This is a genomic window from Paenibacillus pseudetheri, from assembly GCF_924513355.1.
GTDB lineage: Bacteria > Bacillota > Bacilli > Paenibacillales > Paenibacillaceae > Paenibacillus_AQ > Paenibacillus_AQ pseudetheri.
Window position 1 is genome coordinate 2,813 of the sequence record NZ_CAKMAB010000010.1, and the last position, 13,632, is coordinate 16,444.

The window sequence follows — 13,632 nt, forward strand, 5'->3', positions numbered from 1 at the left end:
CGCCGGTGCAGCCGGACACCGCCCCACCCGCGGACGCGGAGTCGTGGGTGGGGCGGGTGCTGAAGCTACTCGGTGCGGAGCACGAGCAGCAGGCGGTGCGCGGCGGCGCAGTAGCCGCCGCTGAGACGGCCCGCGCGGCGGCAGGTACAGCCGCGCTTGGCAGTGCGGGTGTCGGAGGCGAACAAGCCGCCGATACCTTGAAGGGCGTGCTGCTGCAGATCATGAGCAGCAGCGAGGTGCCGCCTGCGGTAAAAGAAGCCGCGAGCGGACTAGTGCAGCAGCTGACAGGACAACAGCTGTTGCTTAATACAGATCGAACCGCTCCTTTCGCGCAAGTAACTTTATTCTTGCCGCTGCAAGGTCCAGATGGGCAGGAGACAGCTTCCGTTCATATTCAGTCGCGCCGGGGACGCAAGGGGGAATTAGATGCTGCCAATTGCAGGCTCTGGTTTGATTTGGATATGAAGCAAATCGGCCAGACGCTGGTTGATGTGCAGGTTGTTGATCGAATCGTTAGTCTTAAGCTGCATAATGATCATCCTTGGGTGCTTGAACTGCTGGAACAGCGGCGTGATGACATTAAAACGGCAGTAGAATCTATTGGTTATCAGTTGTCGGGATTAAGAACTGAACCTTTACCAGAACTAAAGCTATCTACAGAGCTTGCCAATCCCCATAGTAAGCTTGTTGATTATGTTCCTGATGCTTATAAAGGAGTGGATTACCGTATATGAACGAGAATGAGCCTGTACCTCCAATTTCACAAGGGCTCAAAAAAGCGGTCGCTCTCAAATATAGCCCAGGACAAAGCGAGGCGCCTGTCGTTGTCGCCAAAGGACAAGGGGCGATAGCGGATCTGATTCTGCAAAAAGCTAAAGAGAGTGGGGTTGCTGTCCAAGAGGACGCAGCTCTCGTAGAAGTTCTTTCAAAGCTCGATCTTGATCAACAGATTCCATCTGAACTTTATCAGCTAGTGGCTGAAATCCTCAGCTTTGTGTATCAGAGCGACCGTTCCGCCGGTGAACGGAGACCGGAATGAAAGAGCCATACACAAGAGGGCGCTACAACCGCAAAGAGAAGGGAGCCGCTGCTGAAGACGGGGCTGTGCAGTACTTATCTACTTGCGGGTACAAGATATTAGAACGAAATTGGCGTTGTCGAACCGGAGAACTTGATATTATTGCGGAGAACGAAGGCTGTATTATTATTGTTGAAGTTCGCAGTCGTAGTGGAGAGCTATATCAAGGGACTCCGGAGGAATCAGTGAATACTCGAAAAATACATCAAGTGCGAAATACAGCACAGGTTTATTTGCATATGAAAGGTTATGATGATCGAAGAGTAACTTTTGACGTCATTAGCATTTTACTGAATGAAGATTTAAGTATCGCTTCTTTGGGGCATATACGTGAGGCTTTTTAAGCTGCACCCCATATTCTCACGCCATTCATTATGGGCACTGGCATTCTTGTGAAAAAAGTCTTTACATAGCCTCCGCACATTGGGTCATTTCTCAAAAGAAATGGGTAAACATTAGAGTAACTTTTTAATGTCATCATGAGGAGGGCTGTTTAAGTGAAGAATAAACCTTTTGAGATGCAGGTTAGTTTTGCTTGCCAATATTGCCAGCAGAAGATTGAAGTGAAATTTACCGCAGAGCCAGTATCCGTTGTCTGTTGTGCAAATTGCAATAAGAACTTCACGGTTATGCGGCCCACTATAGCTGAGGAAATATTAATCGATTGGAAAAATGAGGCGCTATTTCAAAAAATCCGTGCTGATAAATCACAAAATAGCAATAGCAGTCTCTTGGCGCTTGTTATAAAAGTCATAGAGCTTCTTACATGGCGTGATAAAGGAAATGGACAGGTAGAAGCGATTAAAGAGATGCGTGGCTGGCTCATTGAGAATGAAGAGACTCCCCCTCTAGCTGAACTGATCCAGAGCGATAATAAAAAACGATCACATAAGCGGCGTGACTGGAGATAATCATACAAACTATGATCAAAAAAGAAAGGAGGGTGAACATGGCTAACGTTTTTTTTACATCCGACCATCATTTTGGGCATAAGTTGATTATTGATTTTGAATCCAGACCCTTTATAGATGTTGGGCAAATGAATGAAGCCATGATTGAGAGTTGGAATTCGGTAGTGAATCCGGATGATAAAGTGTTTCATTTGGGAGACTTTTCGTTTCTTAATAAGGAAGCGACTTGTGCTATTGTAGAGAGGTTACATGGCTATAAGATTCTAATTCTCGGCAATCATGATCGGGGACGCGGTCGGGATTGGTGGCTTGAAGCAGGCTTTGACGAGGTTAGTGAATATCCGCTGATTTATAAGGATTTCTTTTTTCTCTCTCATGAGCCTATGTATATGAATAAACATATGCCTTACGTAAATGTGCATGGTCATATTCACGGACAAAAATATGAAGGAAAGAATTATTTTAACATTTGTGTAGAGCATTGGAACTATAAACCGTTGACTTTTGAACAGATTAGGGACTCTGTCATAGTTAGTGAAGAAGGTTAATGTAGGTCTATGGGGTTATAACTGCGCATTTATGCAATGTGATATTTATTTATTATTCTTGATTACGCTAAGGTTACCTATATATAATGAGATATAATAGCTAATTTATAACCGGAAAATAAGGAAGCACCTTTTTTCTTGAAGATTTGACACCCAAACAGGGGTGTATTTCAGGAAAAGAGGTGTTTTTATGTATGGAAAAATGCATAGTGCATGTCTGTATGGAATTGAAGGGGTAATGATAGGTGTTGAAATTGATCTTGCGAATGGATTGCCACAGACGAATATCATTGGTCTGCCTGATTCTGCAATTCGTGAGGCAGTAGAACGAGTAAGAGCCGCTATTAAGAACTGTGGTTATCGTTATCCCCAGCAGCGCATTACGATAAATCTGGCACCAGCCGACTTACGAAAAGAAGGCTCTGCCTTTGACCTTGCGATTGCTCTGGGGATACTGATAACTAGTGGTCAACTGATAATGCCCTCAGCCAATGAGGTGCTTTTTATTGGAGAGCTTGCGCTTGACGGTAGTCTGCGTCCAGTATCGGGTGTTCTACCAATGGTGGAAGCTGCGCGTAAAAATGGATTTAAGGCTGTACTCCTTCCCGAAGGGAACGCTGCTGAGGCAGCTTTGATCAGTGGCATAAGTATATACGCAATCAACCATTTGTGCGCATTACCGAACCCGGAAGAATCACCGTTCAATTCAGCTAAGGGGATAAAAGGGGGAGACGAACAGAATCAACGAAGTGGTGGAGTTTCCGAAGATATGCCTTCTTTATCATCTCTTCCTTTTCCTGTAACTGTGACCAAGGGGATAGATGCTAATGACCGACCTTCGGTTCTTGTCCTTTCTTTGGAACATCTTAAATATACCCCAGTTTACGGTACTTCTGAGGACTCCTCATATGGAATGAACGAGATGATGGATGATTACAGTGATGTGCTAGGGCAACAACATGTAAAAAGAGCCCTAACCATTGCGGCAGCGGGCATGCATAATATATTGCTCATCGGTCCACCCGGAACAGGGAAGACGATGCTGATTAAACGCCTTCCAAGCATCCTTCCGAAATTGTCTGAGAGTGAGGCTCTTGAAGTAACCAAAATTTTTAGCGCAGCCGGAACTTTGAAAGATGCCCACAGCGGCTTACTGCGTAGTCGTCCTTTTCGCTCTCCCCATCATACAATATCTGCCGCAGGCCTTATTGGGGGTGGAGGCATTCCAAAGCCGGGAGAAGTTAGTCTTGCACATCGAGGGATTCTCTTTCTAGATGAGTTGCCCGAATTCTCTCGGAATGTACTTGAAGTGTTGCGCCAGCCGCTCGAAGACGGGGTTGTTACCATAAGTCGTGCTCGAGCTTCCTTTACCTATCCTTCAAAATTCATGCTGGCCGCATCGATGAATCCCTGTAGCTGCGGTTATTTTGGGAGTAATCTTTCTCAACAACATTGTACATGCAGCCCCGCTAGGATTGCCCAATATCGCGCAAAGATATCAGGACCCTTATTGGATCGTATTGATTTACAGGTGGATGTTCCTCGCCCAAAGGAATGGGATCGGCAGGGGCCTGTTCTATCTTCGGCTGAGATGTATGCAGAGGTGATGGCGGCACAGGCGATACAGGCTAAACGGTTTAAGCGCTTGCCTATTTCTTGGAATAGTGAACTTTCCGGCGCTTCCCTTCGGAGATATGCAAGTCTTAGCCGTGAAGGTGCCCAATTGTTGTATGACATTCTGGAGAATTTAGGTTTAAGCATGAGAGCGCATGATCGAATTATTAAGCTATCCCGTACAATAGCTGATCTGGAAGGCGCACCGGATATTACTTCCGCGCATCTTGCGGAGGCAGTGCAGTACCGTAATTTAGACCGGCAGGCGATGACAGAAGAATAAACTAAATAGAGCAGCAATTCCCTTTATTGGCGAATTGCTGCTCTATATTTTGGGTTATTGATTCCACCCTAAGGGTGTTTATAATACTTTCTTACAGTACATTCAATTCTACAGCGATATTGCCGCGGGTTGCGCGGGAGTATGGGCAAGCGCCATGAGCAGCTTCTACTAAAGAGGTTGCGGTTTCTCTGTCGACGCCTTTAACTAGCACATCAAGCTTAACGGCTATGCCAAAACCTCCATCTTCAACTTTACCAAAGCTTACTGTAGCCGTTACTTCGCTACCTTCAATTTTCACCTTTCCGAGTCGAGCGACCATGTTTAGTGCACTATCGAAACAAGCGGAATATCCAGCTGCAAATAATTGTTCAGGGTTGGTACCATCTCCACCGGCACCTCCCATTTCGCGTGGTGTACTGATTGTAAGATTGAGCTTAGGGCTTTCTGATTCGATAAAACCATTTCTTCCTCCTACGGCTTTAACAGTGGTTTCATACATTTTTTGCTGGATGGTCATCATTTTGTATCTCTCCAATTCATAATTAATTTGTGTACAATCTAATTTATCACAATTAACTATAATGTCAAATTAATTTTTTGCTATTAACATGATGTTATGAGTGAATTATGATAAAATAAGGGCATAAGGCAGGTGAATAAGATATGAAAATGAATGAAGAAGATATGCAAAAGATGACGACTACACCTGAGCTGCTGATTGAGAATCAACTCTGTTTTACGATTTATGCTTGCTCTCGTGAGATCACAAAGCTGTATCAACCTTATTTGGATAAGATCGGTTTAACATACTCGCAATATCTAGTAATGCTTGTGTTATGGGAACGGCAGCAATGCACGGTTAAAGAAATTGGTGAGGCGCTATTTTTGGATTCGGGTACGCTGACACCTCTTTTAAAACGTCTACAAGCTGCAGGGTTGATCGTGCGTGAACGTTCGACACAAGATGAGCGAAAAGTTCTGATTTCACTAACGGAACAGGGCTGGGCACTTCAAAGCAATGCGGCTTGTATTCCTGGAAAAATGATGGAAGAAACGACTATGTCCGGCGATGAGACTGTAGAGCTGCTTGAGCAGTTCAAAAGCTTGTTAAATCGTGTTCATGAGGCGAACACTCAAGATAGTAAAAAGTAAGTATGATCAGGAGTCTGTGCGATCGTTCGCATTCCGGCATGAAATCAAGCGAAAAAATGTGTATAAATCATGAATATATTTAAGGAAAGCGTTTTAAAAACATGTTACACTATTCTGGGTTCCTTTATATGGCATATAGGTAAGTATAAGCTTAGTCTTATAGATTTACTCAATGTCTCTCACAGAAATAAGGCCATTCTTTTATGAGTGGTAGAGCAGTTTCTGTTGGTTCCGGAATAGTGCTGCATGTTTAGCATCAGCCTATCCCTAACCCCGCGGCAATCAAAACGGAAGGCGAGATGACAACAGGCTGCCTGCCTGAGTCACCACGCTACTTTAGGAGGCTACCGCTATGAATATCCACGAGTATCAGGGAAAAGAAGTGCTTAAGAAGTACGGTGTGGCCGTACCGAATGGAAAAGTAGCTTATACAGTGGAGGAAGCGGTAGAAGCCGCAGAGTCACTGAGTACACCGGTTGTTGTAGTTAAAGCTCAGATTCATGCAGGTGGACGCGGTAAAGCTGGAGGTGTAAAGGTTGCTAAGAATATCGATGAAGTGCGTACTTACGCAAGCGAAATTCTCGGCAAGACCTTAGTTACTCACCAGACTGGTCCGGAGGGTAAGGTAGTAAAACGGCTGCTCATTGAAGAGGGCTGTCAAATTGTCAAAGAGTATTATATCGGTATCGTTGTTGATAGAGGAACCGGTCGAGTGGTTATGATGGCATCTGAAGAAGGTGGCACAGAGATTGAAGAGGTTGCAGCTACACATCCGGAGAAGATTTTTAAAGAAATCATTGATCCGGCAGTAGGTTTGCAGACTTTCCAAGCTCGTAAACTAGCTTACAGCATCTCTATACCTAATGAACTGGTAGGCAAGACTGTGAAATTCATGCAAGCGCTATATCTAGCTTTTGTGGATAAAGATTGCTCTATTGCCGAAATTAACCCATTGGTAGTTACTGCGGATGGTAATGTAATGGCTCTAGATGCTAAATTGAATTTTGACCCCAATGCTTTGTTCCGACACAAGGATATACAAGAGCTTCGGGATCTAGATGAAGAAGATTTGAAAGAAATCGAAGCCTCAAAGTATGACCTGAGCTATATTGCGCTTGATGGCAATATTGGTTGTATGGTGAACGGTGCAGGTCTAGCGATGGCAACGATGGATATAATTAAATATTACGGAGGCGAACCCGCCAACTTCCTTGATGTAGGGGGCGGTGCAACTACCGAGAAAGTTACAGAAGCCTTTAAAATCATTCTATCGGATGAAAAGGTAAATGGAATTTTCGTTAATATTTTCGGCGGTATTATGCGCTGTGACGTTATTGCTAACGGTGTTGTGGAAGCGGCAAGTCAATTGGGATTGACTAAACCGCTTGTCGTACGTCTTGAAGGAACAAATGTTGGATTGGGTAAGCAAATCTTGGCTGGATCGGGACTTAACATTGTAGCTGCTGATTCTATGGCGGACGGTGCCCGTAAGATTGTATCTCTTGTGCAATAATGGCTCGGAAGTTGAAGCCAGTTATCGTATTTGACAATATAAGTAGGGATGTGACTTAAGGCATGAGCATTCTTGTAGATAAAAATACGAAAGTTATCACGCAAGGTATTACGGGAGCAACGGGCTTGTTCCATACTAAGGGTGCGCTTGATTATGGAACTCAAATGGTTGGAGGAGTAACGCCGGGTAAAGGTGGAACGACAGTTAATATCACCCTTGAAAATGGCAGTGAAGTTAGTCTTCCGGTATTTGATACAGTTGCAGCTGCTAAAGCAGCTACTGGTGCAACTGCTAGTGTGATTTATGTACCGCCAGCATTCGCAGCAGACTCCATCATGGAGGCTGTAGATGCAGAGCTGGATTTGGTTATCTGTATTACCGAAGGTATTCCTGTGCTTGATATGGTAAAGGTCTCACGTTATATGGAAGGTCGTTCTACAGTGTTGATCGGTCCAAACTGTCCGGGCGTTATCACTCCTGGAGAGTGTAAGATTGGAATCATGCCTGGTTATATTCATATGCCTGGTTATGTAGGAGTGGTCTCGCGTAGCGGAACGCTAACCTATGAGGCGGTTCATCAGCTGACCACGCGTGGAATCGGGCAATCTTCGGCTGTAGGTATTGGCGGAGACCCGGTTAAAGGTTCTGAATTTATTGATATTTTGAAGCTGTTTAATGAAGATCCGGGTACGAAGGCCGTTATCATGATCGGAGAGATCGGTGGAACGGCAGAGGAAGAGGCAGCAGAGTGGATTCGTGAACACATGACCAAGCCAGTTGTAGGCTTCATTGGAGGAGCAACTGCACCTCCAGGCAAGCGTATGGGGCATGCTGGTGCTATCATTTCTGGAGGGAAAGGTACAGCTAGCGAAAAAATTGCTGTACTGGAGGCTTGCGGAATCAAGGTAGCCCCTACACCTGCTGAAATGGGTTCGACACTCGTGAGTGTGCTTGAAGAGCGCGGTATTCTCAATGCTTTTACATCACACTAATTAGTGTAGTTAAGACAGAGAAATCACTCCACGTAGTGAGGTTATTTCGTGTATAATTAATTGAAGAGGTAAGCAACCTTTTGTTCCTATTTAGGGATGAAAGGTTGCTTTTTTTATTTTAAATAGAAATTTATTGAATTTAAAGAAATGCTTGCGTTTTCAAGATGTGTAACACAAAATAGGGAAGGCTAGGCCTTCCATGTTAAGGGGCGAAAAATGCTATGGAAGAACGGGAACTACTATTCGGCTTTAATGAAGTGGAAGGCATTGGCTGGAAAACTATCGACAAGATTCGCAGAGCTGGGCTTTTGTCAGAAAAAGCATTCTCTTGTAGCTCTGAGGACTGGGAAAAGGTTGGGTTGAGCGAAAAAATGTCGATTCAACTTGCCTCCATATATACGTTGGAGTGGATAGCAAACCGCCGATTACTAATGGAAGAAAGTGCTGTGAACATGGTTACGATTTTTGATGCAGACTATCCACATTTATTGAAGGAGACGGCTCAGCCACCATGGATTCTTTATTATCGTGGGCGTTTGGATCTGTTATCGACACCCAGTGTAGCGATGGTCGGCACTCGTGTGCCAACAGCTTATGGACGGAAGGTAGGGGAGATCCTCACGAAAGAGCTTAGTGAAGCAGGTCTAACAGTGGTTAGCGGATTGGCTCGGGGGATTGATAGCGTTTGTCATGAAGCTGCGCTAAGAAGCTGTGGAGGCACAATAGCGGTAGTGGCTACAGGACTTGATCGGGTCTACCCGCCTGAGAATAAGGAGCTTGAGCGATTGATTTCCCGTGATGGGCTAGTGCTAACAGAGTATCCCCTTGGAACCAAAAGTCATCCAGGGTTATTTCCACAGCGCAATCGAATTATTGCAGGCCTCACATACGGGACAGTGGTCGTAGAGGCGGATAGTAGAAGTGGATCACTCATTACCGCAGATGCAGCCTTGGAGGCAGGACGGGATGTTTTTGCAGTCCCTGGACCTATTACATCTCCAAAAAGTAGAGGTGCCCTTGATCTGATTAAACAGGGGGCAAAGCTAGTAACTGGTGCACTAGATATTTTAGAAGAATACCCTTCTGTTCTCCCGACAAACCTCTCAAAAACGGGTGAAAGCGGTCCCCAAAAACAGGTAGCTGACGATTTGTTAATTGAAAAGAAATTGACAAATGAGGAGTTACACCTATACCATATACTGCATCAAGGACCTTTTATTTTGGACGATCTGCTTGTGAGGACAGGATGGGATTTTGGACATTTGCATTCAGTTCTGTTATCTTTAATCATAAAAAAAGCGGTAGCACAATTACCAGGAGCTATTTATAAGGTAATTTAATATAGAGGTACGAGTGTTAACGAGGAGGAAGAGTTTATGGCAGATGCATTAGTAATTGTCGAATCGCCAGCAAAAGCGAAGACAATTGGCAAATATCTAGGTAGCAAATATATTGTTAAGGCATCTATGGGACATATTAGGGATTTGCCGAAGAGCCAAACCGGTGTCGAGGTTGATAATAATTTTAACCCTAAATATATTACTATCCGTGGTAAAGGTTCTATATTGAAGGAATTGAAAGACGCTAGTAAAAAAGTGAAAAAAGTTTATCTCGCAGCTGACCCTGACCGCGAAGGAGAAGCGATCGCCTGGCACCTGGCGCATGCATTAAATTTGGATCAAACACAGGAATGCAGAGTTGTATTTAATGAAATCACTAAACAAGCTGTAAAGGATGCTTTTAAGACTCCGCGCAAGATTAACATGGATCTTGTGAATGCACAGCAGGCCAGACGCATACTGGATCGGCTAGTAGGTTACAAGATTAGTCCCCTATTATGGAAGAAAGTCAAAAAAGGGTTATCCGCTGGACGTGTTCAATCTGTAGCTGTCAAAATCATAATGGATCGTGAGAATGAAATCTCCGCTTTTGTACCTACTGAATATTGGAGTATTACGGCTAAACTTGGGATTCGAGATTCTGTCTTTGAAGCTAAGTTTCATAAGCTGAATGGTGTGAAGAAAGAACTTAATCAAGAGAGCGATGTTCAAGAGGTCCTTGAGGCAATCAAGAACGCAGCTTTTAAGGTAAGTAATGTGAAGGAGAAGGAAAGACAACGGCATCCTTCGGCTCCTTTTACAACAAGTTCCCTTCAACAGGAAGCTGCTCGTAAGCTTGGATTCCGTGCAGCTAAGACAATGTCTGTTGCCCAGCAATTATACGAAGGTGTGGAGCTTGGTAAAGAGGGAACTGTAGGTTTGATCACCTATATGCGTACGGACTCGACACGTTTATCTGTCACTGCACAGGATGAAGCTAAAGAGCTGATTACTGCTAAGTATGGTGAAAAGTTCTTACCCGAAGCCCCTCGCCAGTATTCGAAGAAAGCGGCTGGAGCGCAAGAAGCGCATGAAGCGATTCGACCAACTTCAGCACTTCGTGAACCGGAAATGGTCAAAGAGTTCTTAAGCCGGGATCAATTCCGTCTTTACAAGCTGGTGTGGGAGCGGTTCGTATCCAGTCAAATGGCTTCGGCTCTTCTTGATACACTCTCGGTTGATATTGAAGCAGGTACAGCCACATTTAGAGCCGTGGGCTCGAAGGTTTCATTCCCAGGGTTCATGAAGGTTTACGTGGAAGGTAACGATGATGGAACTACAGATGAAGATAAGTATTTACCGCCACTTGAAGCGGGAGATGCTTTAAATAAGCAAGAGATCGAGCCAAAGCAGCATTTTACACAGCCACCACCGCGATATACAGAAGCAAGGCTTGTAAAGACACTTGAGGAATTAGGGATAGGACGCCCAAGTACGTATGCACCAACGCTTGAAACGATTCAGAAGCGTGGTTATGTAGCGATTGAAGAGAAAAAATTCATGCCTACAGAGCTTGGAGAACTAGTCATCGAGCAGATGGAACAATTTTTCCCGGAAATATTGAACGTAGAGTTTACGGCTAATATGGAAGGAGATCTTGACCATGTGGAAGAAGGCTCAGAAGATTGGGTGAAGGTTCTTGCCGAATTTTACGAGTCTTTCGAGAAGCGCTTAGTGTTTGCCGAAGAAGAAATGAAAGAAATTGAGATTGAAGATGAAGTCTCTGATGAGATCTGCGAGAAATGTGGTAAACCACTTGTATATAAATTAGGACGCTTTGGGAAGTTTCTAGCATGTTCTGGCTTTCCAGATTGCCGAAATACGAAGCCGATTATCAAAGATATTGGTGTAACTTGCCCTAAATGTAATGAAGGAAAAGTTGTAGAGCGTCGTAGCAAAAAGGGGCGTGTCTTCTATGGCTGCGATCAATATCCTGGGTGTGATTTCGTCTCTTGGGATAGACCATCCACAAAACCATGTCCATCTTGCGGGGCTTGGATGATTGAGAAACGCAATAAGCAAGGCACCAAGCTGCAATGTACGTCTTGTGACCATACAGAGGCAGTTTTAGACAACGAAGATGAGTTAGCAGAATAATAGTCTCTACAGGAGGAAAGAAGATAGTGACAGATACAGCAAAGGTAACAGTAATTGGAGCAGGTCTCGCAGGAAGTGAAGCGGCCTGGCAAATAGCCTCTCAAGGCGTACCGGTAAGATTGTATGAAATGAGACCAGTGGTGAAGACGCCAGCACACCACACCAATCAATTCGCAGAACTAGTATGCAGCAACTCCTTGCGTGCAAATGGTTTAGGCAATGCGGTGGGTGTATTAAAGGAAGAAATGCGACGTTTAAACTCTCTTGTATTAGGTGCGGCTGATCGCCACGCCGTACCTGCTGGTGGTGCACTTGCCGTGGATCGGGATGGTTTCTCGGGAGAAATTACGAGTACATTGCATAATCATCCGCTCGTGGAAGTCATAAATGAAGAACTTACGCATATACCGGAGGAAGGGATTGTTGTTATTGCAACGGGTCCACTAACTTCCCCTGCATTATCTTCTGAAATTAAGGGTCTATTAGGTGAAGAGTATTTCTATTTTTATGATGCTGCAGCACCGATTGTTGAGAAGGATAGTATTGATATGAATAAAGTGTATCTGGCTTCCCGTTATGACAAAGGGGAAGCAGCATATCTGAACTGTCCTATGACTGAAGAGGAGTTTGACGTGTTTTATGATGCGTTGATTTCTGCAGAGACGGCGGCGCTCAAGGATTTTGAGAAAGAGATATACTTTGAGGGCTGTATGCCTATCGAAATCATGATGAAGCGCGGTAAGCAAACAGCATTGTTTGGTCCGATGAAGCCTGTAGGGCTTATCAATCCGCACACAGGTAAGCTACCTTACGCGGTAGTACAACTTCGTCAGGATAACGCTGCTGGAACGCTTTACAATCTGGTGGGCTTTCAAACGCACTTGAAATGGGGCGAACAGAAGCGGGTATTCTCGCTGATTCCAGGTCTTGAGAACGCTGAATACGTTCGGTATGGTGTAATGCACAGAAATACCTTTATTAATTCTCCTAAACTCTTGCATCCTACTTATCAAATGAAGAGTAAAGAAAGGCTGTACTTTGCTGGACAGATGACTGGCGTGGAAGGTTATGTGGAATCAGCAGCCTCAGGTCTGATTGCCGGCATTAACGCTGCTAGAGCCGCACTCGGTCAAGAAGGCTTGATCTTCCCACAAGACACGGTACTTGGTAGTATGCCTGCTTATATCACTTCTGCTGATCCGGAGCATTTTCAGCCGATGAATGCAAATTTTGGTCTTCTGCCTAAGGTGGAGAAGAAAATCCGTAATAAGAAAGAAAAGAATGAGATGTTAGCACATCGTGCACTAGACAGTCTTGCCGAGTACGCCAATCGTACGGGCCTCGCTTATATAGAGCCGGAGGCTATCGATAACCAAGAATAAGCGCCTTCGGCGTCTTTATAAGGACGATAAGCGTTAGCATTTAAGCGAGAAATATAAGGATAATATATATCTTGAAACTTATACTTTCTTATATTTGAACAAAGCCCATCTTAAGGAGGTCACTACAATCATGGTACCCAGCTTTCATGCGACTACAATTTGTGCTGTAAGACATAACGGACAGGCAGCTATAGCAGGTGATGGTCAGGTTACATTCGGAGAGAGTGTAATAATGAAGACGACGGCCAGAAAAGTTCGTCGCTTATACAGGGGACAAGTAATAGCAGGGTTTGCAGGATCTGTGGCTGATGCTATCACTTTGTTCGAAAAATTCGAAGGCAAGTTGGAGGAACATCATGGAAACCTGCAACGGGCAGCCGTAGAATTGGCGAAAGACTGGCGTCAAGATCGTATTCTTCGTAAACTTGAGGCATTGATGATTGTTATGGACAAGGAAGGAATGCTCTTGATCTCCGGAAATGGTGAAATTATCGAGCCAGATGATGATGTACTTGCTATTGGTTCCGGTGGTAACTTTGCACTTGCTTCCGGCCGCGCGCTTAAACGTCATGCTCCAAATCTTGCTGCTGCGGATATCGCTCGTGAGGCTCTTCAGATTGCATCAGAAATATGTGTGTATACTAACTCCAATATTATTGTTGAGCAATTATAGGCTCAGTGCC

At 44.5% G+C, this 13,632-nt stretch carries 13 protein-coding genes and 1 pseudogene; 13 read left to right on the forward strand and 1 reads right to left on the reverse strand.

Annotation, left to right across the window (positions count from 1 at the left end; genetic code table 11):
* From L1028_RS11370 to L1028_RS11395, 6 genes and pseudogenes are all read left to right on the forward strand, one after another.
* Positions 1-734 (forward strand): annotated as a pseudogene (locus tag L1028_RS11370) (DNA ligase); the annotation flags it as partial.
* Positions 731-1,039, forward strand: a complete 309-nt coding sequence (locus tag L1028_RS11375) for an EscU/YscU/HrcU family type III secretion system export apparatus switch protein (RefSeq protein WP_042128964.1) — start codon at positions 731-733, stop codon at positions 1,037-1,039. The pseudogene L1028_RS11370 and the gene L1028_RS11375, both read left to right, overlap by 4 nt.
* Entirely contained in the window at positions 1,036-1,422 is a 387-nt protein-coding gene (locus tag L1028_RS11380) for a YraN family protein (protein ID WP_234533869.1), read from the forward strand. Before L1028_RS11375 ends, L1028_RS11380 begins: the two co-directional genes overlap by 4 nt.
* A gap of 153 nt (positions 1,423-1,575) precedes the next feature.
* Entirely contained in the window at positions 1,576-1,989 is a 414-nt protein-coding gene (locus tag L1028_RS11385; RefSeq protein ID WP_139328534.1) for a hypothetical protein, read from the forward strand.
* Between the two features lie 38 nt (positions 1,990-2,027).
* On the forward strand, positions 2,028-2,537 hold the full coding sequence (locus tag L1028_RS11390) for a phosphoesterase (RefSeq protein WP_234533871.1): 510 nt from the start codon (positions 2,028-2,030) through the stop codon (positions 2,535-2,537).
* 190 nt (positions 2,538-2,727) lie between these two features.
* Entirely contained in the window at positions 2,728-4,434 is a 1,707-nt protein-coding gene (locus tag L1028_RS11395; RefSeq protein WP_234533874.1) for a YifB family Mg chelatase-like AAA ATPase, read from the forward strand.
* Positions 4,435-4,525: 91 nt separating this feature from the next.
* Here L1028_RS11395 and L1028_RS11400 read toward each other — a convergent pair whose 3' ends face one another.
* On the reverse strand, positions 4,526-4,954 hold the full coding sequence (locus tag L1028_RS11400) for an organic hydroperoxide resistance protein (protein WP_234533876.1): 429 nt from the start codon (positions 4,952-4,954) through the stop codon (positions 4,526-4,528).
* Between the two features lie 143 nt (positions 4,955-5,097).
* Here L1028_RS11400 and L1028_RS11405 point away from each other — a divergent pair, with 143 nt between their 5' ends.
* From L1028_RS11405 to hslV, 7 genes are all read left to right on the forward strand, one after another.
* Positions 5,098-5,586, forward strand: a complete 489-nt coding sequence (locus L1028_RS11405; RefSeq protein WP_269321761.1) for a MarR family winged helix-turn-helix transcriptional regulator — start codon at positions 5,098-5,100, stop codon at positions 5,584-5,586.
* Positions 5,587-5,938: 352 nt separating this feature from the next.
* Positions 5,939-7,099 carry an ADP-forming succinate--CoA ligase subunit beta gene (gene sucC, locus L1028_RS11410; protein WP_234533878.1) on the forward strand — a complete coding sequence of 387 codons (1,161 nt, stop codon included), beginning with the start codon at positions 5,939-5,941 and terminating at the stop codon, positions 7,097-7,099.
* Between the two features lie 62 nt (positions 7,100-7,161).
* Positions 7,162-8,091, forward strand: coding sequence for a succinate--CoA ligase subunit alpha (sucD, locus tag L1028_RS11415; RefSeq protein WP_042128953.1), 930 nt, complete (start codon positions 7,162-7,164; stop codon positions 8,089-8,091).
* Between the two features lie 221 nt (positions 8,092-8,312).
* A complete protein-coding gene (gene dprA, locus L1028_RS11420) occupies positions 8,313-9,431 on the forward strand; it encodes a DNA-processing protein DprA (protein WP_234533880.1) in 1,119 nt (372 codons plus the stop codon).
* A gap of 36 nt (positions 9,432-9,467) precedes the next feature.
* The gene (gene topA / locus L1028_RS11425; RefSeq protein ID WP_234533882.1) at positions 9,468-11,567 is read left to right on the forward strand and encodes a type I DNA topoisomerase; all 2,100 of its coding nucleotides are present in this window, start codon (positions 9,468-9,470) and stop codon (positions 11,565-11,567) included.
* 26 nt (positions 11,568-11,593) lie between these two features.
* On the forward strand, positions 11,594-12,949 hold the full coding sequence (gene trmFO, locus L1028_RS11430) for an FADH(2)-oxidizing methylenetetrahydrofolate--tRNA-(uracil(54)-C(5))-methyltransferase TrmFO (RefSeq protein ID WP_234533884.1): 1,356 nt from the start codon (positions 11,594-11,596) through the stop codon (positions 12,947-12,949).
* A 130-nt stretch (positions 12,950-13,079) separates the two neighbouring features.
* On the forward strand, positions 13,080-13,622 hold the full coding sequence (hslV, locus tag L1028_RS11435; protein WP_042189455.1) for an ATP-dependent protease subunit HslV: 543 nt from the start codon (positions 13,080-13,082) through the stop codon (positions 13,620-13,622).
* Positions 13,623-13,632: the final 10 nt, after the last annotated feature.